The following is a 25,574-nucleotide window of genomic DNA, read 5'->3' on the forward strand; positions in this document are numbered from 1 at the left end:
AAACGACCATCTGACGGCGGCCATCATGCTGGCCGAGCCGTCCCGCGGCATGCTGGTCGAGTAGCCCCGCAGGGGCGTATCGAGACCCGGCGTGCTCAGCAGGGCGGGTCTGCAGACCCGGTGTCCCGACTGTGGTGGATCTCGATACGCCCGCTGCGCGGGCTACTCGATCAGCATGGAGAAGGCCACCGCATTCCGACGGACGCCCCTCGCGCACTCGCGCGGGGGGCGTTCGTCGCGTCAGCGGTAGGAGGCGGCCAGGCGGGCGAGGCCCTCGTCGAGGGTGACCGCGGGCGTCCACTGGAGGTCGGCGTGGGTCGCTCGCTGGTCGAACCAGTGCGCGGTCGAGAGCTGCTCGGCGAGGAAGCGGGTCATCGGCGGCTCGTCCTCCCCCGGGCGCACCGCCCAGACGCGCTCCACGAGCGAGCCGGCGGCGCGCGCGACACCCGCGGGCACCGACCAGCTCGGCGGCCGCACGCCGGCGGCGCGGCAGATCCCGGCGAGCAGCTCGGCGACCGGCCGAGGCTCGCCGTTGGTGACGACGTACGCGCGGCCGTGCACCGCCTCCGCCCGGCCGAGCGCGGCGACGATCGCCGAGGCGGCGTTGTCGATGTAGGTGGAGTCGATGAGCGCCTGGCCGTCGCCGAGCAGCGGCAGCCGGCCGGTGCGGGCGCGCTCGACGATGCGCGCCACGAGCTGGGTGTCGCCCGGCCCCCAGACCAGGTGCGGACGCACCGCGACCACGGCGAAGCCCGGCGCGTCGGCGGCCAGCGCCAGCAGCTCGGCCCGCGCCTTCGTGCGCGCGTAATCGCCGCGGGCGCGGTCGGGATCGGCGGGCTCGGCGCCCTCGCCGATGATCGAGGCGCCGGCGTGCGCGACGGACGGCGACGACACCTGGACGAAGCTCCGGACACCTGCGCGAGCGGCGGACGCCAGCAGATCCCGGGTCCCGTCGACGTTCACCCGGACGAAGTCGGCCGGGTCGCCCGCGAGCGAGACCTTCGCCGCGAGGTGCACGACTCCCTCGCAGCCCTCGACCGCGGCCTCGACGGCGTGCGCGTCGGCCAGCGAGCCGCGGACGTCCTCCACCCCGCTCACTCCCGAGGGACGGCGCTGGAACGTGCGGACCTCGTGTCCCGCCGCGACGAGCCCCGCCGCGACGGCGCCGCCGAGCAGCCCGCTCGCCCCGGTGACGAGGACCCTCACGGCGCGACCATCCGGCCGCCGGCGAGGATCGACTCCGCCCAGCGCGCGAGCGCGGCCCGGTCGATCTTGGAGTTGTGCCGGATGTCGGTGGGCAGCCCCGGCACCACGAGCACGGCCGCGACCGGTGCGCCGACGGCCGCGCGGACCGCGGCGGCGAGCTCCTCGGAGGCGAGCTGCGTGCGGCGGGCGCCCTCGTGCCGCTCGACGACGGCGACCAGCTGCGCGACTCCGCGGGGCCCGACGCCGACGAGCGCGGCGCGGGAGACGGCGGCCACGCGGGCCTCGATCCGCTGCTCCGGCCCCACGGGCGTGACGACGCCGTCGGCGGTGACGATCACGTGCGGCAGTCGGCCCTCGACCCAGAGCCGGCCGTCCGCGTCGATCCGCCCGACGTCTCCCGTGCGGTGCCAGCGCTCGCCCGGGACGGCGCCGCGGCGCGCGGCGCGGTCGGTCAGCCAGAGCCGCTCGTAGTGGTCCTCGACGTGCCCGGCGGAGACGACGATCTCGCCGGTGACACCGACGAGCTCGGCCGGCTCGGCGGCCGCCTGTCCGTCGTCGTCGAGCGGCGCGATCCGGAGGCGGACACCCGCGGCCGGGACCCCGACGCAGACTCCCCCGCGCGGATCGTCGTCGGCGGCGGCCGCGCGGATGCCCTCGAGCGACGCGTCGGTCAGCAGCAGCCCCTCGGTCATCCCGTAGGGGGTGCGGGCCGAGGCGTTCGGCATCAGCGCCTGCGCTTGCGTCAGCAGCCCCTCGGCGACGGGGGCGCCGGCCGAGAGGAAGGTGCGGACGCCGGCGAGCGCGCGGTGGTCGTCGGCGTCGAGGTCGCCCGCGGTGGCGACCACGTTGGCGAGCGCGGCGGGCGAGAGGAAGAGGACGGTGGCGTCGACGCGCGACGCCGCGGCGGCCACGGCCCGCGCGGTGAGCGTCCGCGGCGAGGTGACGTCCATGTCCGGCGTCGCGGAGCGGGTGCCGAGCGCCGGGCCGAGGAGGGCGAACGGCGCGAAGCCGGCGACGAGTCCGGTCCCCGGTCCGATGCCGTACTGGCGGGCCAGGGCGTCGCGGACGCCGGCGAGCTGGCGGTGCGTGTAGACGACGCCCTTCGCGGGGCCGGTCGATCCGGAGGTGAACAGGATCGCGGCGGTCGCGTCCGCCGCGGGCGCCTCGCCGAGCGCATCGGCGGAGGCGTCGAGCTCCGCGCGGCCGAGCTCGATCAGCTGCCCGAGCGAGGTGTCGACGCCGAGCGCGCGGGCGGACGCGCGCGGCAGGGTCTGCGTCGAGACGCGGCCGCCCGGCCAGCCGAGCGCGCGGGCCACGGCGAGCCCCGGCAGCGCGCCGACGACGAGGTCCGGCCAGGCGCCGCGGACGGCGCGGGTCAGGCCGCGGAGGCCCAGGCCCGCGTCGGCGACGACCACGACGGCGCCGATCCGCAGGCACGCGTAGAGCAGGGCGGTGAGGTCGGCGCCGGGCGGCACGAGCAGCGAGACGCGGTCGCCCGGGGCGACACCCGAGGCGCGGAGCCCCGCGGCCAGCTCGCGGACGCGCTGCGAGAGCAGCCGCCAGGACACGGAGCGCGGTCCGCCTCCGCCGGGCGGCGCCATCTCGACCAGCGCGAGCGAGTCGTCCTCGACGCGCTCGTCGAGGTGCCGCCAGAGCGGCTCGATCGGCACGGCCGGGCGCTGCACGTCGGGCGCCTGGACGCCGGCGGTGACGTCGCCGAGCCAGGTGAGCACGGCGGCGGAGTAGTCGACGTCCTCCGCGAGCAGGTGGCCGGCGCCCTCGAAGCGGTGCACCTGCGCGTGCGGGAGGCGGTCGACGAGGTCGTCGAGGTAGCGGTCCGAGAAGATCGGGTCCAGCGGGCCCCAGAGCAGCAGCGCCGGGGTCTCCAGCGCGCGGACGCCCGCGGCGATCCGCTCCAGCTCGGCGTGGCTCGGGTGCGCGGGGCCGACCGGGATGTCGGCGACGAACCCGCCGACCCCGCCCCGTCGCTCCGCCGAGCGGTAGGGCGCGCGGTAGCCGTCCTTGACCGCGGCCGGGATCGCCGGGTGGCCGAGGGCGAGCGTCGTCTCGAGGAACGCGGGCGTGCCGACGGTCGAGGCACCGAGGACGCCCGAGGCGAGCGCGAGCCGCAGCGGCGCCGGGATCGGCGCGTCGGCCGGCTGGTGGATCGCGGTGTTGAGCAGCATCGTGCCGCGCAGGAGCTCCGGATGGTCGACCGCCCAGCCGAGCGAGACGACTCCGCCCCAGTCGTGGCCGAGGGTGACGACGTCGGTCAGGCCGAGGACGTCGGTGAGGTTCGACAGCTCGCGGACGCGGTCGGCCAGGGCGTGCAGCTCGCCGGTGCGCTCGGAGAAGCCCATCTCGAGCTGGTCGACGGCGACGACGCGCCAGGCCGGCTCGCCGCGGCGGGCGGCCGCGACGGTGGCGGCGGCGAGGGCGCGCCAGAGGTAGGACCAGGTCGGGTTGCCGTGCACGCAGAGGATCGTGCCGAGCGGCTCGACGCCGCCCAGCGCCTCGTGCGTGTCGAGCAGGTGCCAGCGGCGCGGGACGCCGTGCGCATCGGGCGCGTCGACGAGGCGCGACCAGGACGGATCGAGGCCGTCCAGTTCCGCCGGCGGCAGCTCCGCCGCCGAGGTCGAGCCGAGTGCGCGGCGGATCCTGGCGGCCGGGTGTCGGCCGGCGGGGGCGCTCACCAGGCGATCTCGAGCATCGCGGTGTTGATGCCGGAGCCGACGCCCAGCAGCAGGACGCGGTGGCCCGGCTCGAGGGTCTTCGACTCCTGCGCGAGGGTGATCGGGATCGACGCGGGGCCGACGTTGCCGAGGGTCGGGTAGGTGGTGGGGACCAGCTCGGGGTCGATGCCGACGGCCTTCACGAAGGCGTTGGTGTGCACGTCGGACACCTGATGCATGATGTAGCGGTCCATCCCGCCCCAGCTCCAGTCGCGCTTCGCCTCCTTCCAGGCGGAGACGACGAGCTCCATGCCGCCCTTGAGCAGCGCCTTCGCGTCGGTGAACATCCCGTCGACGCTGCCGACGCAGAGCTCGTTGAACTGGGTGGCCGCGCGGGTGATGCCGCCGAGGATCCGGTGGCCCTTGGGGTGCTCGTCGGCCGGGCCGAGGATCGCGGCCGCGGCGCCGGACCCGAGGGTCAGGCTCGCGAACTCGCTCATGAAGTCCTTGCGCTTGATGCCCTCGCGGCTGAGGCGCTCGATGGTGTTGACCTGGATCTCGTCGGCATCCTCGCCGTCGATGATCATCGCGTACTTGATCTGGCCGGAGTCGATCAGCTGGGCCGCGAGCGTCATGCCGTTGACGAAGCCGAGGCAGGCGTTCGCGATGTCGAAGTTGATCGCGGAGGAGGGCAGGCCGAGCCCGTGGTGCAGGCGCACGGCGACCGAGGGCTCGAGGTGCTTGCGGGTGACCGACGTGTTGATGATCAGCCCGATCTGGTCGGGCCGGATGCCGGCCTCGGCCAGCGCGCGCTTGCCCGCCTCGATCGCGGCCCCGTCGAAGCCCTGCTCGGGGCCCCAGTTGCGCCGCTCCTGCACGCCGGCGACGCGCTGGAGGAGTCCGGTGGGGAGTCGCAGCCGCTTCAGCGCCGGCGCCAGTCGCGCGTCGATCTCTTCCGACGTGGTCACCCGGGGGGCCATCGTGGTTGCGACGGACAGCAATGCGACGTTGCGATGCGTGGTCGTTGCGTTTCCGTCCAACGGAACTCCCTATCGAGTTGTCGATCTCGGCATGTGCCCCCGTGATTTTACGCTGTCGTTCACCCGACGCTTGCTGGACGCGGGCTGGACGGCGGCGACATGCACACTCCGGGGGTCTCGCGCGCGCTCTGGCGCGGAATCGCGCGCGTTCTCGCGGGTGTTCTCCGCGACGGCCACAGCCGACCCTCCGGTGTCAACCACCCGACGCTCGGGGCACCTCCGGCTCGCGGAACCGACTTCGGCTCGCTGGAACAGCCGGATTTCACGAGCCGAGGCCGGAATCGCGAGCCGGAGGTGTCGGCGCAGCAGCAGGCGGCCGAGGTTCGGCTCGCGGAGACAGCCCCGGCCCGCCAGAACGGCTGGATTCCACGAGCCGTGACCGAAACCGCGAGCCGGAGGTCCGGGTCACCGGCGTTCGGCTCGCGGAAACCGCCCAGGCTCGCCAGAGCAGCCGGATTCCACGAGCCGTGACCGAAAGTGCGAGCCGGAGGTCCGGGCCGCGGACGTTCGGCTCGCGGAAACCGCCCCGGCTCGCCAGAAAAGGCGTATTCCACGAGCCGTAACCGGAACTGCGAGCCGGAGGTCCGGGCCACCGACGTTCGGCTCGCGGAAACCGCCCCGGCTCACCAGAACAGGCGTATTCCACGAGCCGTAACCGGAACTGCGAGCCGGAGGTCCGGGTCACCGGCATTCGGCTCGCGGAAACAACGTGGGCTCGCTGGAACAGGCGGATCCCACGAGCGGGGGCCGGAATCGCGAGCCGGAGGTGTCGGCGGAGGAAGGGGCGGCCGAGGTTCGGCTCGCGGGACCAGCTCCGGCTCGCCGGAACAGCCGGATTCCACGAGCCGTGACCGAGAGTGCGAGCCGGAGGCCCGAGCCGTCGACGCTCGGCTCGCGGAAACCGCCTCGACGCGCCGGAACCGGCGGATCTCACGAGCCGAGGCCGGAATCGCGAGCCGGACGTGTCGGCGGAGGAACGGGCGGCCGAGCTTCGGCTCGCGGAAACAGCTTGGGCTCGCCGGAATCGGCGGATCCCGCGAGCCGAGGCCGGAATCGCGAGCCGGAGGTGTCGGCGGAGGAACGGGCGGCCGAGGTTCGGCTCGCGGAGACCGCCTCGGTTCGTCGGAGTCCGCCGGTCTCGCGAGCCGTAGCCGGTTTCGCGAGCCGGAGGTGCGAACGGAGGTGCGGGCGGAGGCGAGCAGGGAGGGAGGTGCGGACGACAGCCGCGGGCAGCGCGAGCCGGGTCAGGTGCCCATCGCCCAGGGCTCGCGGTCGCCGCGGAGGCGGGCGGCGAGCGCCATCGCCTGCTCGTCGGTGAGGGTCGCCACGTAGTCGACGACGCCGCGGGCGCGGCCGAGGCGCTGCAGCGACTCCGCGTCGACCCGCGGGCGGCCGCGCTCGCCGGCCGGCAGCCACTCGGGTCGGTCGGCGCGGAGGCGGAAGTAGCCGTCGGTCGCCAGCTCGATCAGGTCGAGCAGCTTCTGCGGGGCGCGCGGGCCGTCGCGCGGATCGTCGAGCCAGGCGTCGAGGTGGGTGACCAGCGTCCCGAGCACCTGCGACTGGCCGCGCTGGTAGGTCGCGAAGTCGGGCCGGTCGATGACGAAGCGGGTGTGCACGAACTTCAGCACCGCGACGTCGTGCCAGGCGTCGGGCAGGAGGGTCAGGTGTCCCGAGCGCACGTTCGGCTCGGCGAGCACGAGCACCGAGCGCTGCAGCCGGCCGATCCAGGAGGAGACGAACGACTCGATCGCCCGCTCGGTGCGGGTGGAGCCGTCGAACGGCACCGCGAGCAGGCCCTCGACCAGCTCGGCCGAGACCCGCTCGACGGAGGAGCGGAAGTGCTCGTCGCTGGCGATCCACGGGTCGCGGGCCACCAGCCGGCGCCGCAGCATCTCCAGCGAGTGGCCGGGGGCCCGCGCCCACAGCTCGTCGGCGTCGAGGGCGGCCAGCGCGTTCTGCTCGCGGAGGAAGGCGCGGAACTCCACGGCCACGGCCGCCTGCTGCAGCACGCCCGCGCGGTAGAAGTCGTCGAGGTCGTGCAGCGAGTAGGCGATGTCGTCGGCGACGTCCATCACCGAGCACTCGAGGGTCTGCTGCCAGGGCGCGATCGCGGTGAAGCCGGTGCGGGAGTCGAGCAGGTCGTCGAGGTCGAGGGTGTAGGCCGAGAACTTGGGCGGCGCGGTCTCCCAGCGGCTGGCGGTCGAGCCGCGCGGCAGCTCGGTCGGGTCGGCGGTCTCGAGGTCCGGCCGGCAGACCGTCCGACCCCACGGGTACTTGAGGACCGCGGCGCGCGAGGCGGCGGTGAGGTTCAGCCCCGCCTCGACCGTCTCGCAGACGTCGAGCTCGGAGAGGATCCGGAACGACTGCGCGTTGCCCTCGAAGCCCTCCTCGAGGCCGAGCTTCTCGCGGGCCAGGCGGTCGAGCGCCTGCTCGCCGAGGTGCCCGAACGGCGGGTGGCCGAGGTCGTGCGCGCTGGCCGCGGCCTGCACGACGACCGGGTCGCAGCCGCCGAGGCGCTCGACCAGCTCGCGCTGAGCGGTGTCGGTGGTGGTCAGCTGCATCGCGATGGCGCGGGCGACGGCGGTGACCTTGATGGAGTGGGTCAGCCGGTTGTGCACGACCTGGCCGACGCCGGAGGGCGAGATCACCTGCGTCACCGCGGAGAGCCGGGCGAAGTAGGGCGAGAAGCGGATGCGCTCCAGATCGACCCGGTACTCCGGGAACTCCTCGCCGGTGGCGAAGCGGTCGACGGGCTCCGGCGTGCGGCGGTCGCGGCGGGTGTCGTGCGCCCGGTCGTCCGCGTGCGCCCGGTCGTTCGCGGGGGGCAGTGCCGGTGTCGCCTCGTGCATGGGCCCACCCTACGGGCGGAGCTCCCCCGGCTCCCCGCGGCCCGGCTCGTCCCGCCCCGGCTCCTCGCGCTCGAACCGCGCCCGCGGCGCCACCGCGATCAGCACGGCGGCGGCGACCACCGCGCCGAGCACGTACGCGGCGATGTCCAGCCAGGAGAAGGTGCTGCCGACGACGAGCCGCAGCGGCGGCCACAGCTCGACCAGTCGGGCGGCGGCACCGATCGCCTGGAGCTGCTCCATCGCGATCGACCAGGCCAGCGCGATCCCCGCGGCGGTCACCGCCGGGATCCGCGGCAGCAGCACGCAGACCAGCAGGGCGACGAGCACGACGTAGAGGACGCTGCCGGCGAGGTCGGCGAGCGGGCCGACCAGGAGGAAGCGCAGGGCGAGCCCGAGCGCGAGCGCGGCGATCGCGGCGAGCGCGAACGGCAGCCGCGCCCTCATCGGGCGCCGTGCGCGCGGCGCACCCGGTCGAGGGCGAGGAGGAAGGTGCGGTCGTCGGCGACGGTCCAGCCGAGCGGCCCCGGGGACGCGACCACGAGCGGCACCAGGACTCGGCGGCGCGCCCGCGCGGCGAGGGCGGCCGCGGAGGCGCGGGCCGCGTCGGACACCAGGCCACGGAAGCCCTGTCCCGCGGCGGCCCCCCGCTCCGGCCGGGCCGCCAGAACGGCGAGCACGACGGCCCGGACGCGGAAGGCGCCGTGCGCGACCGTGCCGACCTCGACCGAGAGCACGTCGCTCCATGAGGCGATGGCCAGGGCGTCCGCGCGCTCCCCGGCGAGCGCCGGTCCGTCCGCGCCGAGGGTGACGACGCCCGTGGCGTCCGGAGCGACGGCGGCGGCCGGGGCCGCGATCCGCCGCAGCGCCCGGTCGAACTCGCGGCCGCGCAGCAGCGCGACCCCGTCGGCGACCGCCGCGAACTCGGCCAGCCGCCGCCGGTTCGCCGGGGACGTCTGGCGCAGCTGCGCGGCGAGCGCGCCCCGCGCCCGGCGGGCCTCGGCCGGCGAGGTGATTAGCGCGGTCGGCTCGAAGCGCCGGCGCGGGGGCAGTGGGTCGGAGGGCAGCGGACGTGCGGAGGCGTGCGGCGGCGGCGCGCCCCAGTCGGGCGTCGGTGCGGCGGCCATGTCCCCTCCCCCGGAGCACTCGGGACCGCGGCGCTCCTCCGTCGATTCTCCCGCCTTCCGCCTCCGCCTTGCCCGCGAGCGCGGACGGGCTTACGATGGGAGTACCCCCGGGGGGTATCCCTCCGCCGGGTCCCCCGCCCCACGCAAGGAGAACAGCATGACCGCGCACCTCGATCTCGGACTCACCGCCAAGGGAGCCGTCGGCGGGTCCGGGGGCGGCTGCGGGTCGGGCGGCGCCTGCGCCTGCGGCGGCCACGACTCCGCGCACGCGTCAGGGCAGGGCTCCGCCGCGGGCGGCGCCTCGGTGCAGAGCTTCGGCGTCGCCGGGATGACCTGCGAGCACTGCGTCCGCAGCGTCACCGAGGAGCTCGCCGCCTACCCCGAGGTCGACAGCGTCGACATCTCGCTCCTCCCCGACGGCGTCTCCACCGTCACCGTCGGCTCCTCCCGCCCGCTCGGCCGCGAGGAGATCGCGGCCGCCGTCGCCGACGCCGGGTACCGCCTCGCGCCCCTGGCCTGAGACGGCCGACGCAGAGATGGCCGACGCCGCCCCGACCGGCCGCACGGAGACACCCGCCGAGCTCGAGCTCGCGATCGGCGGCATGACCTGCGCGTCCTGCGTCGCCAAGGTCGAGCGCCGCCTGGACGCGCTCCCCGGCGTCCGCGCGAGCGTCAACCTCGCCCTCGAGCGCGCCACCGTCGCGCTGCCCGAGGGCACCACGGCCGCCGACGCGATCGCCGCGGTCGAGGCCGCCGGCTACACGGCCACGGTCTCCGGAGCGACGCCCGTCGCGGACGACGGCACGGACGACGGCGCCCCCTCCCGCGAGGAGGAGGCCGCCGAGGCCGAGCGCCGCGTCCTGCGCACCCGCCTCACGGTCTCGGCCCTGCTGGCCGCGCCGGTCGTGCTGCTGTCGATGATCCCCGCGCTGCAGTTCGCGAACTGGCAGTGGCTCTGCCTCACCCTCGCCGCGCCCGTGGCGGTCTGGGGCGCCTGGCCGTTCCACCGCACCGCCTGGCGGGCACTGCGGCACGGGACGACCACGATGGACACCCTGATCAGCCTCGGCACCACCGCGGCCTTCGCCTGGTCGCTGTACGCCCTCTTCCTCGGCGACGCCGGCCGCCCCGGGATGAGCATGCCGTTCGAGCTGCTCGGCACCCGCTCCGGCCACGACGAGATCTACCTCGAGGTCGCCGCCGCCGTTCCCGTGCTGGTGCTGGCCGGCCGCTGGCTCGAGGCCCGCTCCAAGCGCGACGCCGGCGCGGCCCTGCGCGCGCTGCTGCGGCTCGGCGCGAAGGAGGCGACCCGCGTCGCCGCCGACGGCTCCGAGGAGCGCGTCCCCGCCGCGGCCCTCGCGGTCGGCGACCGCTTGCGCGTGCGGCCCGGTGAGGTCGTCGCCGCCGACGGCACCGTCCTCGACGGCTCCAGCGCCGTCGACGCGAGCCTGCTGACCGGCGAGAGTGTGCCGGTCGAGGTCGGGCCCGGCTCCGTCGTCACCGGCGGCGTCCTCAATGCGCACGGCGTGCTCACCGTCCGAGTCGACCGCGTCGGCTCCGACACGACCCTGGCCCGGATGGGCCGCCTCGTCTCGCAGGCGCAGGCCGGCAAAGCGCGGGTGCAGCGGCTCGCCGACCGCGTCTCCGCCGTCTTCGTGCCGGTCGTCGTCGTGCTCGCGCTGGCGACCCTCGTCGGCTGGCTGCTCACCGGAGCGGACCTCGCCGCCGCCGTCTCCCCCGCCGTCGCCGTGCTGATCGTCGCCTGCCCCTGCGCGCTCGGGCTCGCCACGCCCACCGCCGTCCTCGTCGGCACGGGCCGCGGCTCGCAGCTCGGCATCCTGATCCGCGGACCCGAGGTGCTCGAGACGAGCCGCCGCGTCGACACTGTCGTCCTCGACAAGACCGGCACGCTGACCACCGGCGCCTTCACCGTCGCGGCGGCGAGCGACGACGAGTCCCTCCGCCTGCTCGCGGCCGTCGAGCGCGGCTCCGAGCACCCCCTCGCCGCCGCGATCGTGCGCGGCGCGGAGGAGCGCGGGCTGACCGTCCCCGAGGCGACCGGGTTCCGCGCGAGCGCCGGCTTCGGAGTCCGCGCGAGGGTCGACGGCCGCCTCGTCGTCGCCGGGCGCCTGCGCTGGCTCGACGAGCAGTGGGGCTACGCACCCGGCGACCTCGCCGCCCGCGCCGAGCAGGCCGCAGCCGACGGCGGGACCGTCGTCGGGATCGGCTGGGAGGGCGAGCTGCGCGGCTTCGCCGTCCTCCGCGACGAGCCGCGACCCGAGGCGGCGCGCACCGTCGCGTCGCTCCGCTCCCGGGGGCTCCGCGTGCTGATGCTGACCGGCGACAATCCGCGCGCGGCGTCGGCCGTCGCCGCCGCGGTCGGCCTCGACGAGGTGATCGCCGAGGTGCTGCCGGAGGAGAAGCTCGCGGTGATCGAGCGGCTGCGCTCCGAGGGCCGCACGGTCGCCTTCGTCGGCGACGGCGTGAACGACGCGGCAGCCCTCGCCGCCGCGGACCTCGGCATCGCGATGGGCGCCGGCTCCGACGCGGCGATCGAGGCGAGCGACGTCACGCTGGTCGGCGACGACCTCGCCCGGGTGCCCGACGCGCTCCGGCTCGGCCGGCGGACCCTGGGCGTCATCCGGGGCAACCTGTTCTGGGCCTTCGCCTACAACGTGGCGGCGATCCCGCTTGCGATGGCGGGCCTCCTCGGTCCGCTGGTCGCGGGAGCGGCGATGGCGTTCTCGAGCGTCTTCGTGGTGCTGAACAGCCTGCGGCTGCGCTCGTTCCGCGCAGAGTGACGTGCGCGGGGCGACGTGGTTGGCTGGGTCCATGCGCACCGAGACCCGCCAGGGCGTCCCCCTCCTCCTCGTCGACGACGACGGGCCCGCCCTCTCCACCTCGGAGGACGCGCTCGCGGTCATCGGCGAGATCTACGGCAGCGACGCCGAGACGATCGTCGTCCCGGTCGGCCGCCTCGATCCGGAGTTCTTCCGGCTCCGCTCCGGCATCGCCGGCGAGTTCGTGCAGCGCTTCGTGATGTACGGCAAGCGACTCGTGGTCGTCGGCGACATCACCGAGCAGGTCTCGGCCTCGAGCACCCTGCACGACTTCGTCGTCGAGTCGAACCGCGGCGACCACCTCTGGTTCGTCCCCGCGCTCGACGCCCTCGACGCCCGCCTCCGCGACTCCGCGACGGCCGAGGAGCCCGGCGCCGACGGCGGGGTGGAGCCGACCCCCGGCCCCGCGCTCTGATGCCGGACGGGCGACCCACCGCGCCGATGCTGCGGCTCGACGGCCCGGTGCGGCTGCTGCTGCTCGCCGACACGCACCTCCCCAAGCGCGCGAAGGCGCTGCCCGACGAGGTCTGGCGGGCGGTCGACGAGGCCGATCTGGTCGTGCACGCCGGTGACTGGGTCGACGAGGCGACGCTCGACGCCCTCGAGTCGCGGGCCGCGCGCCTGCTCGCCGTCTGGGGCAACAACGACCCCGCTGGGCTTAGGGCGCGCCTCCCCGAGGTCGCCCGCGCGGAGATCGCCGGGCTCGACGTCCGCGTCGTGCACGAGACCGGCCCCGCCGCGGGGCGGGAGGCGCGCGCCGACGCCGCCCACGCCGGTGCCGACCTGCTCGTCTTCGGCCACAGCCACATCCCCTGGGACTCGCGGACCGCGTCCGGGATGCGACTGCTCAACCCCGGCTCGCCGACCGACCGCCGCCGCCAGCCGGCCTGCACCTACCTCACCGCGATCGCCGAGGACGGCGAGCTGCGCGAGGTGCGCCTCGTCGCGCTCCCGGTCCGCGTCCCCGCCCGCTGACGGCGAGCCGTCCCGCCGCGCGAGCGATCCTTCCCGCCGCGCGAGCGCGGGGCTACGCTCGCCGCATGATCGAGGACGCCGTTCCGCTCGTCAGCCGCCGGATCGGCGACGGCCCCGCCCTCGTCCTGCTGCACCCGGGCGGCGCCGATTCGCGCTCGCTCGAGCCGCTGGTGGCGGAGCTGCAGGGCGACTACACGCTGCACCTGCCCGACCAGCGCGGGCACGGCCGCACGGCTGACACCGACGCTCCCCTGAGCTTCGCCGCGATGGCGCGCGACACGATCGCGCTGATCGAGTCGCTGCCCGGCGCCCCCGTGCACCTCCTCGGTCACAGCGACGGCGCGATCGTCGCCCTGCACGTCGCCCTCCGTCGCCCCGACCTCGTGGCGAGCCTGGTCTTCTCCTCCGGCGTCTTCCACCGCGACGGCTGGCTGCCCGGCGTGCTCGACGGCGAGGCCCCCGAGTTCCTGAGGGAGAGCTACGCCGAGGTGTCGCCCGACGGCGCCGCGCACTGGGACGTCGTCGTCGCGAAGCTCGACGCGCTGCACGCCGCCGAGCCGGAGCTCACCACCGCGGACCTGCGCGGCCTCGCGGTGCCGACGCTCCTCCTCTTCGGCGACGACGACGAGATCCGCTTCGAGCACGTCCTGGCGATGTACGACGCGATCCCGGACGCCGAGCTGGCCGTCGTCCCGCGCGCCAGCCACGGCGTGATCGTGGAGAAGCCGGACCTCGTCGCCCGGCTGGTCCGCGACTTCCACGACCCCGGCAGGACCGACGGCTTCGCGCCGATCCGCCGCGCCTGAACGTCCGCCTTCGAGACCGCTCAGCCGCGGGACGACCGGTTCCGGCCAGCGGCGCAAGGGGGTCACAGCGGAATACGGTCGGCCTAAGCTCTCGGAGATGACCAGCTCACACGACCACCCCGATTCCGCGCACCTGCGTCCGGACGGTCTCGACGACGCCACCGTCGCTGCGCTGGGCAAGCTCTCCGAGGCGCTCGAGACCGTCGAGCACGCGCGCGGGCTCCTCTACGGCTTCCACCGGCTGACCGGCGCCGCCGATCTGGCACTCGGCGAGGCGGTCGACGCCTTCCGCGAGGCGGGGCGCGACGCGCTGGCCGACACCCTGGAGAAGGAGCTGGTCGGCCGCAACGTCATCGAGGGCCGCTGGACGTTCCAGATCGTCGAGGACTACGACGACGGCTACTACGCCGCCTTCCGCGAGCAGGAGCGCGCCGCGCGCGACGAGCTCGCCGCCGGTCGCCGGCACCTCTTCGAGTCCGAGATGAAGGAGGACCGTCGCTCGCACGGTCTCCGCCACCACGAGTCCCGGCCGGATCCCGAATGAACTCCGTGATCCGGATGCACGCCTCCCCGATGCGCGTGCGCGCCGTCACCCCCGGCTCCGAGCGGCGCGGGATGCCGACGCCGGCCGCCACAACGCGCCGCACCAGCCTCAGCATCGACGGCCGCCGCTTCCTGCTCGCCCTCTCCTTCGACACGGAGGAGCTGGAGAAGAAGCTCGTCGAGGCGGTCCGCGAGCGCGGCGGCATGGTGAGCTTCACCGTCGCCGGCGACCGCGAGGTCTGCGTGCTCGTCTCCCCCGGTGTCGCCGTCATCCTCGAGCACGAGGACGTGCCGGTCGACGAGTTCGAGCCGGACGACGCGGTGCAGTACGACGACGTCGAGTACCTGACCTAGGTCGCGGGCCGGCTCCTCTGCGGCTCCGCTCCTGCGCCGCTCCGCGCCCTCCGGTCTTCTCGTGTTCCACGTTATTGACACGAGTAAACCCGCGTGCTGAACTGGGTCCGCCGCGCCACCGTTCGTCGTCGGCTCTAAGGAGAAATCATGACCTTCACCCTCGGAATCGTCGGCGCCGGCCAGTTCAGCCGCCACTTCGCCGATCTCTTCCACCGCCACCCCGGAGTCGGCGCGATCACCGTGACCGACGTCCTCGACGGCCGCGCGGAGACGCTCGTCGAGTCGGAGGGACTGGCCGGGACGCACGAGAGCTTCGAGGCGATGCTCGCCGATCCGGCGGTCGACGCCGTCGCCCTGTTCACGCAGCGCTGGACCCACGGACCCCTGGTCGCTCGGGCGCTCCGCGCGGGCAAGCACGTCTACTCCGCCGTCCCGATGGCGAGCGACGCCGACGAGATCGCGGAGATCATCGAGCTGGTCTCGGCGACCGGCCTGACCTACATGATGGGCGAGACCAGCCAGTACAACCCGGCCACGGTCTTCGCACGGCGCAAGCACGAGGAGGGCGCCTTCGGCCGGGTCTTCTACCTCGAGGGCGACTACCTCCACGACATGGACCACGGGTTCTACGACGCCTACCGCTACAGCGGCGGCGACGACTGGAAGTCGACCGCCAGCTACCCGCCGATGTGGTACCCGACCCACTCGATCGGCGGCGTGCTGGGGGCCGTGCCGATGCACGCGACCAGCGTGAGCTGCACGGGCATGCGCGACCACCTCGACGACGGGGTCTTCGACACCGACGTGAGCATGTTCGGCAACGACTTCTCGAACATGACGGCGCTGTTCGAGCTCGACGGCGGCGGCTCCATGCGCATCAACGAGTTCCGCCGGGTCGGCTACCCGTCCTTCCTCTGCGAGAGCCGCTTCCGCTTCTTCGGCACCACCGGCGTCTTCGAGCAGCTCGTGCAGACGAGCGTCTGGCAGACCGGCAAGGGCGTCGAGGACGTGACCGAGCAGCTCGCCACGACCGCGACGATGGCGGACGACGACCCGCGCCTCGAGAACGTCTCGCCCGCCCTGCGCGCCGCCTTCGTCAGCGGCCACGCACCGGTGCACGAGGAGGAGGCCGCACGCCTCCCCGGTGAGCTGGAGGGCGCGCCGAACGGGCACGAGGGCTCGCACCACTTCCTGGTGGACGACTTCGTCCGCGCCGTCTCGACCGGCACGCTGCCGACCGTGAACGCCTGGGTCGCCGCTCGGTACACCCTGCCCGGGCTCGTCGCGATGGAGTCCGCCCGGCAGAACGGGGCCCGACTGCCCATCCCCGACCACGGCGACGCCCCGGTCGCGGTCGGCGAGCCGCTCCCGGCGTCGGCACGGGTCTGACGCACGGAGCGGGGGGCGGGCGCCGCGCCCGCCCCCGCTCAGAGTGCCGGGTCCGGACTCCCGGCGAGGAACGGCTCGAAGGCGTCGGCACCGTCCGGGCCGACCCAGTCGTACTCGAGGACGTCGTCGCCCGCGGACCACCGGGACGGCGTCGGCGAGTGCAGCCAGTCCAGCGGAGCGACTCCCCCGGGCGTGCCGCCGTCCAGCGCCAGCCGCAGCGCCTGCGCGAGGTCGGCGTCGACGGCGTCGGTCCGCGTCGCGGGATCGACGGAGACGAAGAGCGCGGTCCCGCTGCGGGCGATGAGGTCGAGGAACCGGCGGTTCAGCGCCCAGTCGGTGGCGGTCGTGCTGGGCACGCAGTCCGCGTCGAGGGTGAAGAACGCGTCGTGCTGCGCGAGGCGGAACGCCAGCGCGTTGACGCCGACGCGGCGGGTGCGGTCCCAGTGCAGGCCGGAGGTGTCGTCGCCGACCCGCTGGGCGTGCACGAGCCCGGCGGCGAGGTGCCCGACGATGTTGCAGCCGAGCACGAGCGCCTCGCCGGCCGCCGCGCGCACCGTCGCGTAGAAGCGCACGAGCGCCTCGGCCGTGGTGACGGAGGGGTCGTGCAGCGCGGGCCCGGAGCCCGGCGCCGCGCCGAAGTCCGGTCCCCACGAGCCGAGGAGGTCGTAGGTCGAGAAGTCGTGCTTGATCAGCTCGAAGCCCCAGGCGCTGAGCCGGGCCGTGTCCTCCGCGACGAGCTCGAGCACGGCGGGCGAGCTGGGGTCGAGGGCGAGCGCCCCGTCCCGCCCGGCCCGCACTCCCTCGATCGGCTCCTCGCGCGTCAGGAGCGGCCGGAACCAGACCCCCGGCCGCACGCCCTCGGCGCGGACGGCCTCCGCCGCCTCGGCCATGTCGGGGAAGCGGTCCGGGCGACCCGCCCGCCAGGGACCCGGTGAGGCCGCGAGGCCGTCGGCCGTCCCGGCGGAGCTCCAGCCGTCGTCGACGACTCCGAACGGGCGCACCGCGTGGTCGCCGATGAGGTCCGCGATGGTGCGCGCGTCGCGGACGACGGCGGCGAGGCCGAAGTCGCGCCCGTAGGCGTAGTACCAGTTGTTCGCGCCGACCAGGGGCCCGCCCGTCGTGAGCGGCTGGGGGCAGAGCCGGCGGAGCAGCGACCGCTGGACGGCGAACGCGCCCTCCCTCCCGGAGACGACGTGCACGATCGCCGCGGTGAGCACGCGGTCGCCGGGGACGACCGCCGCGCCGCCGCTGCGCAGGTCGAGGGTCAGCGTGACTCCCCGTCGGTCGACCTGCCAGAAGGCGAACGAGGCGCCGCCCACCTCGACGCCCCAGCCGTCGGTCGTGCCCGTGCGCGGGTGGTGCACGAGGGCCGTCCAGGGCAGGATCCGCTCGGCGCGGACGCCGCGCCACTCGAGCTCGCCGTAGGAGCGCTCCCACGCGTCCCCGAGCACCAGGCAGTCCTCGGGGGTTGCCGCGGCCCAGCGCAGCCGCACCCGAGAGACGGCGGCGACGGCTCCGACCTCGACGCGCAGACCGCCGGAGCCGGTCTCGACGAGGTGGACGCGGACGCCCGAGCCTCGGACGTCGGCGAAGGCGCCGTCGGGGTCGATCTGCACGGCGATGCGTGCGGGATCCACGGGCGGAATCGTCATGATGCTCTCTCTCCGACCCGGCAGCACTGCTCGGAGCCGAGCATGACTGTAGTTATGTAAGTACATTCTTTCAACAGTTGAATTCCTCCCGGTTACTCGTGTAGCTTCCTTCGCAGCACGCTCCCTCCGCACCGCGGAACGGGCGCCACCTCACCTGCTCGGACTATGACGAAGGAGTCATCTCTTGCTGCTTTCACGACGGTCGAACGCGCGACGGACCGGGTGCGCACGATGACGGCTCTCCGCGAGGGGCGCACCCGCCAGGGCACCGGCGCGGTCCGGATCCGCCCGACGATGTCGCTCGGCCGGCGCCGGGCGCGCCGCTCCGAGCTGCTCGTCGCGCTCGCCTTCATCCTCCCGGCCGCCGTCGGCTTCGGAGCCTTCTACGTCGTCCCGACGATCCGCGGCATCTACCTGAGCCTCACGGACTACAACCTGATGAGCGCGCCGTCGTACATCGGGTTCGACAACTACGTGCGCCTGGCGACGGACCCGCTGTTCTGGAACTCGGTCGGCGTCACGCTCGAGTACGTCCTGATCAACATCGTCGTCCAGACGGTCGTCGCGGTCGGCCTCGCGGTCCTGATGCACCGCCTCACCCAGTCCGTGGTGATCCGCGGGGCGATCCTGCTGCCCTTCCTGATCTCGAACGTCATCGCGGCGATGATCTGGTTCCTCCTGCTCGACTACCAGCTCGGCCTCGTCAACAGCGTCATCGAGAACCTCGGGCTCACCCGCATCCCGTTCTTCGCCGACTCGAACTGGGCGATCCCGACGATCGCGCTGGTCAACGTCTGGCGGCACATGGGCTACACCGCGCTGCTGGTCTTCGCCGGCCTGCAGCTCATCCCGAGCTACGTCTACGAGGCGGCCGCGATCGACGGCTCGAGCGAGTGGCGGTCGTTCTGGAAGATCACCCTGCCGCTGCTGCGGCCGGTGCTCGCGCTGGTCCTCGTGGTCACCGTGACCGGCTCGTTCCAGGTCTTCGACACGGTCGCCGTCACCACCCGGGGCGGCCCGGTCAACGCCACGAGGGTCATGCAGTACTACATCTACCAGGTCGGCTTCGGCGAGAACGACTTCGGCTACGCCAGTGCGATCTCGGTCGTCCTCCTCGTCATCCTCGCCGGCGTCGCGCTGATCCAGCTCCGGCTGCTGCGCGCCGACCAGTCCGACCTCGCGTAAGGAACGCCGATGACCACTGCAGCTCCCGTCGCCCTCGATCCCGCCGCCGCCGCGTCCCCCGCGCCCGCTCCCCGGCGCACCCGGCCCGCCCGCCGGCCCTCCCTCGGCCGCGTCGTCGCCTGGATCGCGCTGATCCTCGCCCTCGTCGTCACCCTCTTCCCCTTCTTCTGGATGGTGCGCACCGCGTTCTCGACCGGGAACGCCCTCGCCAGCGACACGACCTCACTGCTGCCCGTCGACTTCACCTGGGGCGCCTTCGCCCGCGTCCTGGGCTTCTCCACCCAGGAGCAGGCCCTCGCCGAGGGCGGGTCCGGCGCCTCGGTGAACTTCTGGCTCTACCTGCGCAACTCGGTCGCCTACGCGACCCTGGTCACCCTCGGCCAGCTGCTCTTCTGCTCCCTCGCCGCCTACGCCTTCGCACGACTGCGCTGGCCCGGCCGCGACGCCGTCTTCTTCCTCTTCCTCACCGCGCTGATGGTCCCGCCGATCTTCACCGCCCTGCCCAACTTCGTCCTGATGCGCGATCTGGGGCTCCTCAACTCCTTCATCGGGCTCTCGCTGCCGACGCTGCTGATGACCCCCTTCGCGGTGTTCTTCCTCCGCCAGTTCTTCCTCGGCATCAGCCGCGAGATCGAGGAGGCGGCCGAGCTGGACGGAGCGGGCAAGCTGCGGATCTTCTTCCGCCTCATCGTGCCGATGAGCACGGCGCCGCTCGCGACGCTGGGCATCCTCACCTACATCAACACCTGGAACGACTACTTCTGGCCGCTGCTCGCCGGCAACACCGAGGACAGCCGCGTGCTCACCGTGGCCCTGGGCGTCTTCCGCTCGCAGACCCCGGGCGGCAGCCCGGACTGGGCCGGACTGATGGCCGCGACCGTCGTCGCCGCCATCCCCGTCCTCCTCCTCTTCCTCGCCTTCGGCCGTCGCATCGTCGACTCCATCGGCTTCTCGGGCGTCAAGTGACTCCCCCTGTGCCTTCGCCTTCCCCTTCCCCTTCCCCCTCCCCTTCCCCGCCCTCCTACTCCTCCTCTTCCTCCTCCCCGTCCCCTCTTCCTTCCCTCTCCCTCTCCCCCTCCCCCTCCCCCTCCCTTCCCTCCCGTGCAATGAAGCAGCAGACAGGAACCAGCACCATGACCCGCATCCTCCGACGATCCGCCGCCGTCCTGGCCGGCACCACCGTCCTCACCCTCGGACTCACCGGCTGCGTCGGCGGCTCCGGCGGCGCCGCGAGCGGCGGCGGCGACAGCGCCGACATCGACACCAGCTCCGCCTCCGGCACCATCGACTACTGGCTCTGGGACAACAACCAGAAGGCCGCCTACCAGCAGTGCGCCGACGACTTCCACACCGCCAACCCGGACGTGAGCGTCACCATCTCGCAGTACTCCTGGGACGACTACTGGACCAAGCTCACCAACGGCTTCGTCGCCGGCACGGCCCCCGACGTGTTCACCGACCACCTCTCGAAGTTCGCGGACTTCGTGAACAACGGCCAGGTCGTCTCGCTCGACGGCGTCGTCGAGAAGGACGGCGTCGACGTCTCGCAGTACCAGAAGGGCCTCGCGGACCTCTGGGTCGGCGAGGACGGCGAGCGCTACGGACTGCCCAAGGACTGGGACACCACCGCGATCTTCTACAACCAGGCTCTCGTCGAGGACGGCGGCTACACCGCCGACCAGATCGCCGGCCTGGACTGGAACCCCGACGACGGCGGCAGCTACGAGAAGGCCATCGCGCACCTCACCGTCGACGTCAACGGCGTCCGCGGCGACGAGCCCGGCTTCGACAAGACCCGCGTCGCCGTCTACGGCCTGGGCCTCGACGGCCAGTCCGGCGGCGGCAACGGCCAGACCCAGTGGTCGATGTACGCCGGCACCACCGGCTGGAGCTACACCGACAAGAACCCCTGGGGCACGAAGTACAACTACGACGACGAGCGCTTCCAGGCGACCATCGGCTGGATGGCGAAGATCATCGACGAGGGCTACATGCCCTCCCTCGCGGCCGTCACCGGCAGCGACTCGACGCAGACCTTCGGCGCCGGCAAGTACGCGATGATCACCAACGGCTCGTGGAACATCAACTCCTTCTACGGCCTCAAGGACATCCAGGTCGGCACCGCGCCGACCCCGACCGGCCCCGACGGCAAGCGCGCCACGATGTTCAACGGCCTGGCCGACTCCATCTGGTCCGGCTCGGACAACAAGGCCGCCTCGGCCAAGTGGGTCGAGTACATGGCCTCCGCCGACTGCCAGGACGTCATCGGCGCGGCCGGCGTCGTCTTCCCGGCCATCCCCTCCGGCTCGGACGCGGCCCAGGCCGCCTTCGCGGAGCGCGGGATCGACGTGACGGCCTTCACCGGCCAGGTCGACGAGGGGACCACGTTCCTCTTCCCGATCTCCGACAACGCGGCGAAGATCAACGGCATCATGCAGCCGGCGGTCGACGCGGTGTTCGAGGGCCAGGCCGACCCGTCCTCCCTGTCGTCGGCGAACGACCAGGTGAACGCGCTGTTCCAGTAGCGCTTCGGCCAGACTGGCGGAGAGGGGGCGATCGTGTCCCCCTCTCCGCCGATCGTCGCTTACTCGAGGAGACCCCGTGCCGGACATCACCACCCCCCGCAAGCGCCCGACCCGCAACGACGTCGCGGAGCGGGCGCAGGTGAGCTCGGCCGTCGTCAGCTACGTGATGACGGGGGCGAAGCACGTCACTCCCGAGACGGCGAAGCGCGTGCGGACGGCGATGGAGGAGCTCGGCTACCGGCCGAACTCCACCGCTCGCGCCCTGCGCACCGGCCGGACGCACACCCTCGCGCTCATCGTCGCCGACGTGAGCAACCCCTTCTTCTCCGAGTACGCCCTGCAGCTCGAGATCGCCGCGACGGAGCGCGGCTACGCGCTGCTCATCGCGAACTCGCACGAGAGCCTGGAGACGGAGGTGCGGCTGCTCGACGAGATCTCGCAGCGCGGGGTCGACGGCGTGATGCTCTCGAGCGTCCGCCACGCCAGCGACCGCTCCTCCCTCGACTCGCTCCCCGTCCCCGTGATGTGGATCGACGCCTTCCATCCCGCGGACGGCGCCGCCAGCGTCGGGGTCGACATCCGCCACAGCGCGCGGACCGTGGTGCAGCACCTCGCCGAGGTGCACGGCTGCCGCTCCGTCGGACTCGTCATCGGCGCGAGCTCGCAGCAGACCACCGACCCGCGCGTGCTGGGCTGGGCCGAGGCGATCGAGGAGATCGGCCTCGAGCCCGGTCCGGTGGTCACCACGACCTGGACGCGGGAGGGCGGGATCGAGGCGGCGCGGATGCTCCTGGACACCCCGAACCGGCCCGACGCCGTCTTCGCCGGCTCGGACCTCCTCGGCATCGGCGTCCTCCGCGGCGCGGCCGACCTCGGGCTCCGGGTCCCGGAGGACCTCCGCATCGTCTCCTACGACGGCACCGCGGAGTCCGCCTTCAGCGTTCCGCGGCTCACCTCCTTCAAGCAGCCGGTCCGCGAGATGGCCCGCGCTGCGATCGACACCATCATCGACTTCACGCCCGACAAGGCGCACCACACGCTGTTCCGCGGGGAGCTGCTCCTCCGGGAGTCCTGCGGCTGCACACCGTCCGCGCCCTGAGCCGGGCAGAACAGCCCTGAGCCGGGCAGAACAGGAAGAATCACCGTGACACTCGCCACCTCCTCGACCGGAGTCGTCCTCCGCAGCGCTGGAGTCGCCCTCGTGCTGGACCTCAGCGACTCCCGGCTCCCGTCGGTCGCGCACTGGGGGGCGGACTGCGGGCCGCTCGATCGGGCGGCGTTCGACGCGCTGGTGCTCTCGGGCGTCGCCCCGGTCGGCCCGAACGACATCGACGAGCCGATCCGTCTCGCGGTGCTCCTCGAGCACTCCACGGGCTGGACCGGTCGGTCCGGCCTCAGCGGATCCCGCGCGGGGGCCGCCTGGTCGCCGGCCTTCCGCACCACGAGCCTCGAGCTCGACGGCGCCGCCCTTGCGGCCGGCGAGATCGCGGACGCCGGCGCGGGCACGCTCGTGGTCCGCGCCCAGGACGACGTCGCCGCGCTCGGCCTCGAGATCGTGATCGTCCTCGACCCCTCCGGCGTGCTGCGGATGCGGGCGGCGCTCACCAACCTCGGCGAGGACGGCTACCAGGTCGACGAGCTGCTGCTCAGCCTGCCCACCCCGCCCTCGGCGAGCGAGATCCTCGACTTCGCCGGCCGCTGGGGCAAGGAGCGCGTGCCGCAGCGCTCGACCGTCACCATCGGCGCGCACCGCCGCGAGGGCCGGCACGGGCGGACGGGGGCGGACGCCGCCACCCTGCTCAGCGTCGGCGAGCCCGGCTTCGGCTTCGCCCGCGGCGAGGTCTGGGGCGTGCACACCGCGTGGTCCGGCAACCACGTCCACCAGGTCGAGCGCGTGCACACCGGCGTGCAGACCCTCGGCGGCGGCGAGCTGCTGCTGCCCGGCGAGGTCCGGCTCGCCCACGGCGAGACCTACACCGGACCGTGGATCCACGCCGTCTACGGCGACGGACTCGACGAGGTCGCGCGGCGCTTCCACCGGCAGCTCCGCGCCCGGCCGGGCCACCCGCACTCGGCGCGGCCCGTCACGATCAACGTGTGGGAAGCCGTCTACTTCGACCACGACCTCGACGCGCTCGTCGAGCTGGCCGACCGCGCCGCGGACCTCGGGATCGAGCGCTTCGTGCTCGACGACGGCTGGTTCGGGAGCCGCCGGGACGACCACTCCGGCCTGGGCGACTGGACCGTCTCGAGCGACGTCTGGCCGGACGGACTGCACCCCCTGGTCGACCACGTGCGCTCCCTCGGCCTGCAGTTCGGGCTCTGGTTCGAGCCCGAGATGGTCAACCCGGACTCCGACCTCGCCCGGGCGCACCCCGAGTGGATCCTCTCGACCGGCGACCGGATGCCGCCCGAGTCGCGCTGGCAGCAGGTCCTCGACCTGGGCGATCCGGACTGCTTCGCCCACCTCCGCGACGCGATCCTCGCGATCCTCGACGAGTACGACATCGCCTACATCAAGTGGGACCACAACCGCGACCTCACCGACGCGGGCCGGCGCCCCGACGGCGCGCCGGGCGTGCACCGCCAGACGCTCGCGGTCTACCGGCTGATGGACGAGATCCGGGCCCTGCACCCGGGGCTCGAGATCGAGTCCTGCTCCTCGGGCGGAGCGCGGGTCGACCTGGAGATCCTGGAGCGGACCGACCGCGTCTGGGTCTCCGACAACAACGACCCGCTCGACCGCCAGCAGATGAACCGCTGGACCGGCCAGCTGCTGCCGCCGGAGCTGATGGGGACCCACATCGCGTCGGGGGCCTCGCACACGACGGGCCGCGTGCACGACCTGTCCTTCCGCGCTCTGACGGCGCTGTTCGGCCACCTCGGCGTCGAGTGGGACCTGCGCTCCGCCGGCGACGAGGAGCTCGAGGAGCTGCGCCAGTGGATCGCCCTGCACAAGCGGCTCCGGCCCCTGCTGCACGGCGGCGACCTCGTCCGCCTGGACCACCCGGACGAGACGATCGCGGTGCACGGCGTCGTCGCTCCCGACCGCTCGGCCGCCGTCTACGCGTACGTCTCGCTCGCGCGCGCCGGCGTCGTCTCCCCCGGGCGGGTCCGCCTGCCCGGCCTCGATCCGGAGTCGGTGTACCGGGTCGCCCCCGTCGTCATCGGCGCGCGGGACGCCGCGGTCCGTGACGCGATCTGGTGGCCGCAGGACGGCGGGGCGTTCGAGCTGTCCGGCGCCCTGCTCGGCCGAGCGGGACTCGTCCCGCCGCTCCTGCACCCGGAGCGCGGGGTGCTCTACGAGGTGACCCGGGTCGGGAGCGTGCGGCCGCCCGCGAGCTGAGGCGGGTGACTCCCTTCGGACGGGCGCGGGCGGGGCGGGCGCTGTCAGCGCGGGCGCGGTAGGTTCGCTGCGATGAACACCTCGCGACGGGTCACTCGGCGCGACGTCGCCCGCCTGGCCGGCGTCAGCGACGCCGTCGTGACGTACACGCTCACCGGGACCGCGCCCGTCGCCGAGGCGACCGCGGCGCGGGTGCGGGCGGCGATCGCCGAGCTCGGCTACCGGCCGAACGCCACGGCGGCCGCCCTCCGGACCGGGACCTCGCGGACCATCGCGCTGCTCGCCCCGGTCGGCAGCCGGCGGGTGTTCACCAATCCGCTCTTCACCGAGCTGGCCAGCGCCGTCGAGGACGCGGCGCGCGCCCGAGGACTCGATCTGCTCGTGGTCACCTCGATCCCGGACGTCGACGCCCTGCACGCCCGACTCCGCGATCTGACCGCGCGGCAGATCGCCGGGGTGCTCCTCCTCGCGGGCGGCCCCGTCGACCGGACGTCGATCGACGCCTTCGGCGTGCCCTGGCTGCAGCTCAACAGCAGCGACGAGTCGGGGGCGAACGGCGTCGGCGTCGACCTGGAGGCCGGCGCGGCGGCGGTGACCCGCCACCTCCTCGAGACGGGGCGGCGCCGCATCGCCTTCGTCGGCGACGTCGAGCGGGACGACCGCGGCCGGTCCGAGGCCCGTCGGCGCGGCTGGGAGTCGGCGTGCCTCGACGCCGGGCGGGAGCCGGGTCCCGCACTCCGCAGCGACTACTCCCGCGAGGGCGGCTGGGCCGCCGGCCGGGTCCTGGCCGGGCTGTCGCCTCGGCCCGACGCCGTCTTCGCCGCCTCCGACCTGATCGGGATCGGCGTGCTCCGCGCGGTCCGTGACGCGGAGCTCCGGGTGCCGGACGACATCGCGGTCGCGAGCTTCGACGGCACCTGGGAGGGCGAGTACAGCGCACCGCCGCTCACCTCGCTGCGGCAGCCGCTCGAGGCGCTGGCCGAGGCCGCCCTCGACCGCCTGGTCGGCGGCGTGACCGGCTCGACCCTCCTCGAGGGCACCCTCGTCGTGCGCGCCTCCTCGGGCTAG

General features: G+C 74.0%; 21 protein-coding genes. 14 read left to right on the forward strand and 7 right to left on the reverse strand.

The window, feature by feature from the left end:
* Positions 1-240 precede the first annotated feature (240 nt).
* The 6 genes from EDF22_RS13555 to EDF22_RS20880 form a co-directional block, all read right to left on the reverse strand.
* Entirely contained in the window at positions 241-1,206 is a 966-nt protein-coding gene (locus EDF22_RS13555; protein ID WP_123705389.1) for an NAD(P)-dependent oxidoreductase, read from the reverse strand.
* The gene (locus EDF22_RS13560; protein WP_123705622.1) at positions 1,203-3,863 is read right to left on the reverse strand and encodes an alpha/beta fold hydrolase; all 2,661 of its coding nucleotides are present in this window, start codon (positions 3,861-3,863) and stop codon (positions 1,203-1,205) included. Before EDF22_RS13560 ends, EDF22_RS13555 begins: the two co-directional genes overlap by 4 nt.
* A 32-nt stretch (positions 3,864-3,895) precedes the next feature.
* Positions 3,896-4,858, reverse strand: coding sequence for a 3-oxoacyl-ACP synthase III (locus tag EDF22_RS13565; protein ID WP_372487889.1), 963 nt, complete (start codon positions 4,856-4,858; stop codon positions 3,896-3,898).
* 1,304 nt (positions 4,859-6,162) lie between these two features.
* Positions 6,163-7,767: a deoxyguanosinetriphosphate triphosphohydrolase family protein gene (locus tag EDF22_RS13570; protein ID WP_123446646.1), complete on the reverse strand. Its 1,605-nt coding sequence runs from the start codon at positions 7,765-7,767 to the stop codon at positions 6,163-6,165.
* 9 nt (positions 7,768-7,776) lie between these two features.
* Positions 7,777-8,211 (reverse strand): DUF2809 domain-containing protein, encoded by a 435-nt coding sequence (locus tag EDF22_RS20875; RefSeq protein ID WP_185038925.1) that lies wholly within the window; start codon positions 8,209-8,211, stop codon positions 7,777-7,779.
* Positions 8,208-8,891, reverse strand: a complete 684-nt coding sequence (locus EDF22_RS20880; protein WP_185038927.1) for a hypothetical protein — start codon at positions 8,889-8,891, stop codon at positions 8,208-8,210. The genes EDF22_RS20875 and EDF22_RS20880 overlap by 4 nt, the downstream gene beginning before the upstream one ends.
* A 157-nt stretch (positions 8,892-9,048) precedes the next feature.
* Here EDF22_RS20880 and EDF22_RS21325 point away from each other — a divergent pair, with 157 nt between their 5' ends.
* The 8 genes from EDF22_RS21325 (at position 9,049) to EDF22_RS13615 (ending at position 15,798) form a co-directional block, all read left to right on the forward strand.
* Positions 9,049-9,411: a heavy-metal-associated domain-containing protein gene (locus EDF22_RS21325; protein WP_123705391.1), complete on the forward strand. Its 363-nt coding sequence runs from the start codon at positions 9,049-9,051 to the stop codon at positions 9,409-9,411.
* 16 nt (positions 9,412-9,427) lie between these two features.
* The gene (locus EDF22_RS13585; protein WP_123705392.1) at positions 9,428-11,692 is read left to right on the forward strand and encodes a cation-translocating P-type ATPase; all 2,265 of its coding nucleotides are present in this window, start codon (positions 9,428-9,430) and stop codon (positions 11,690-11,692) included.
* 31 nt (positions 11,693-11,723) lie between these two features.
* The gene (locus tag EDF22_RS13590) at positions 11,724-12,146 is read left to right on the forward strand and encodes a DUF4180 domain-containing protein (RefSeq protein WP_123446650.1); all 423 of its coding nucleotides are present in this window, start codon (positions 11,724-11,726) and stop codon (positions 12,144-12,146) included.
* A gap of 26 nt (positions 12,147-12,172) precedes the next feature.
* Positions 12,173-12,706, forward strand: coding sequence for a metallophosphoesterase (locus tag EDF22_RS13595; protein WP_221180927.1), 534 nt, complete (start codon positions 12,173-12,175; stop codon positions 12,704-12,706).
* A 65-nt stretch (positions 12,707-12,771) separates the two neighbouring features.
* Positions 12,772-13,512, forward strand: a complete 741-nt coding sequence (locus EDF22_RS13600; RefSeq protein WP_123705393.1) for an alpha/beta fold hydrolase — start codon at positions 12,772-12,774, stop codon at positions 13,510-13,512.
* Positions 13,513-13,609: 97 nt separating this feature from the next.
* Positions 13,610-14,056 carry a hypothetical protein gene (locus EDF22_RS13605; RefSeq protein ID WP_123705394.1) on the forward strand — a complete coding sequence of 149 codons (447 nt, stop codon included), beginning with the start codon at positions 13,610-13,612 and terminating at the stop codon, positions 14,054-14,056.
* Positions 14,053-14,409, forward strand: coding sequence for a hypothetical protein (locus EDF22_RS13610; RefSeq protein ID WP_123705395.1), 357 nt, complete (start codon positions 14,053-14,055; stop codon positions 14,407-14,409). Before EDF22_RS13605 ends, EDF22_RS13610 begins: the two co-directional genes overlap by 4 nt.
* A gap of 147 nt (positions 14,410-14,556) precedes the next feature.
* Positions 14,557-15,798, forward strand: a complete 1,242-nt coding sequence (locus tag EDF22_RS13615) for a Gfo/Idh/MocA family protein (protein ID WP_123705396.1) — start codon at positions 14,557-14,559, stop codon at positions 15,796-15,798.
* Positions 15,799-15,836: 38 nt separating this feature from the next.
* Here EDF22_RS13615 and EDF22_RS13620 read toward each other — a convergent pair whose 3' ends face one another.
* Entirely contained in the window at positions 15,837-17,435 is a 1,599-nt protein-coding gene (locus EDF22_RS13620; protein WP_221180928.1) for a hypothetical protein, read from the reverse strand.
* Between the two features lie 309 nt (positions 17,436-17,744).
* Here EDF22_RS13620 and EDF22_RS13625 point away from each other — a divergent pair, with 309 nt between their 5' ends.
* The 6 genes from EDF22_RS13625 to EDF22_RS13655 all read left to right on the forward strand — a co-directional run bounded on the left by EDF22_RS13625 (position 17,745) and on the right by EDF22_RS13655 (position 25,574).
* Entirely contained in the window at positions 17,745-18,635 is an 891-nt protein-coding gene (locus EDF22_RS13625; RefSeq protein ID WP_123705625.1) for a carbohydrate ABC transporter permease, read from the forward strand.
* Between the two features lie 9 nt (positions 18,636-18,644).
* The gene (locus EDF22_RS13630; RefSeq protein ID WP_123705397.1) at positions 18,645-19,601 is read left to right on the forward strand and encodes a carbohydrate ABC transporter permease; all 957 of its coding nucleotides are present in this window, start codon (positions 18,645-18,647) and stop codon (positions 19,599-19,601) included.
* A 167-nt stretch (positions 19,602-19,768) separates the two neighbouring features.
* Positions 19,769-21,160 carry a sugar ABC transporter substrate-binding protein gene (locus EDF22_RS13640; protein WP_123705398.1) on the forward strand — a complete coding sequence of 464 codons (1,392 nt, stop codon included), beginning with the start codon at positions 19,769-19,771 and terminating at the stop codon, positions 21,158-21,160.
* A 76-nt stretch (positions 21,161-21,236) separates the two neighbouring features.
* Positions 21,237-22,259, forward strand: a complete 1,023-nt coding sequence (locus tag EDF22_RS13645) for a LacI family DNA-binding transcriptional regulator (RefSeq protein ID WP_123705399.1) — start codon at positions 21,237-21,239, stop codon at positions 22,257-22,259.
* 45 nt (positions 22,260-22,304) lie between these two features.
* A complete protein-coding gene (locus EDF22_RS13650) occupies positions 22,305-24,506 on the forward strand; it encodes an alpha-galactosidase (protein ID WP_123705400.1) in 2,202 nt (733 codons plus the stop codon).
* 72 nt (positions 24,507-24,578) lie between these two features.
* Positions 24,579-25,574 carry a LacI family DNA-binding transcriptional regulator gene (locus tag EDF22_RS13655; protein ID WP_123705401.1) on the forward strand — a complete coding sequence of 332 codons (996 nt, stop codon included), beginning with the start codon at positions 24,579-24,581 and terminating at the stop codon, positions 25,572-25,574.

This window comes from Rathayibacter sp. PhB127, assembly GCF_003751665.1.
GTDB lineage: Bacteria > Actinomycetota > Actinomycetes > Actinomycetales > Microbacteriaceae > Rathayibacter > Rathayibacter festucae.

Bases quoted from the DNA above. Each gene is read 5' to 3' on its own strand.
- EDF22_RS13565 (WP_372487889.1), bottom strand. From the start codon at position 4,858: ATGGCCCCCCGGGTGACCACGTCGGAAGAGATCGACGCGCGACTGGCG.
- EDF22_RS13570 (WP_123446646.1), bottom strand. From the start codon at position 7,767: ATGCACGAGGCGACACCGGCACTGCCCCCCGCGAACGACCGGGCGCAC.
- EDF22_RS20875 (WP_185038925.1), bottom strand. From the start codon at position 8,211: ATGAGGGCGCGGCTGCCGTTCGCGCTCGCCGCGATCGCCGCGCTCGCG.
- EDF22_RS20880 (WP_185038927.1), bottom strand. From the start codon at position 8,891: ATGGCCGCCGCACCGACGCCCGACTGGGGCGCGCCGCCGCCGCACGCC.
- EDF22_RS21325 (WP_123705391.1), top strand. From the start codon at position 9,049: ATGACCGCGCACCTCGATCTCGGACTCACCGCCAAGGGAGCCGTCGGC.
- EDF22_RS13585 (WP_123705392.1), top strand. From the start codon at position 9,428: ATGGCCGACGCCGCCCCGACCGGCCGCACGGAGACACCCGCCGAGCTC.
- EDF22_RS13590 (WP_123446650.1), top strand. From the start codon at position 11,724: ATGCGCACCGAGACCCGCCAGGGCGTCCCCCTCCTCCTCGTCGACGAC.
- EDF22_RS13595 (WP_221180927.1), top strand. From the start codon at position 12,173: ATGCTGCGGCTCGACGGCCCGGTGCGGCTGCTGCTGCTCGCCGACACG.
- EDF22_RS13600 (WP_123705393.1), top strand. From the start codon at position 12,772: ATGATCGAGGACGCCGTTCCGCTCGTCAGCCGCCGGATCGGCGACGGC.
- EDF22_RS13605 (WP_123705394.1), top strand. From the start codon at position 13,610: ATGACCAGCTCACACGACCACCCCGATTCCGCGCACCTGCGTCCGGAC.
- EDF22_RS13610 (WP_123705395.1), top strand. From the start codon at position 14,053: ATGAACTCCGTGATCCGGATGCACGCCTCCCCGATGCGCGTGCGCGCC.
- EDF22_RS13615 (WP_123705396.1), top strand. From the start codon at position 14,557: ATGACCTTCACCCTCGGAATCGTCGGCGCCGGCCAGTTCAGCCGCCAC.
- EDF22_RS13625 (WP_123705625.1), top strand. From the start codon at position 17,745: ATGTCGCTCGGCCGGCGCCGGGCGCGCCGCTCCGAGCTGCTCGTCGCG.
- EDF22_RS13630 (WP_123705397.1), top strand. From the start codon at position 18,645: ATGACCACTGCAGCTCCCGTCGCCCTCGATCCCGCCGCCGCCGCGTCC.
- EDF22_RS13640 (WP_123705398.1), top strand. From the start codon at position 19,769: ATGACCCGCATCCTCCGACGATCCGCCGCCGTCCTGGCCGGCACCACC.
- EDF22_RS13655 (WP_123705401.1), top strand. From the start codon at position 24,579: ATGAACACCTCGCGACGGGTCACTCGGCGCGACGTCGCCCGCCTGGCC.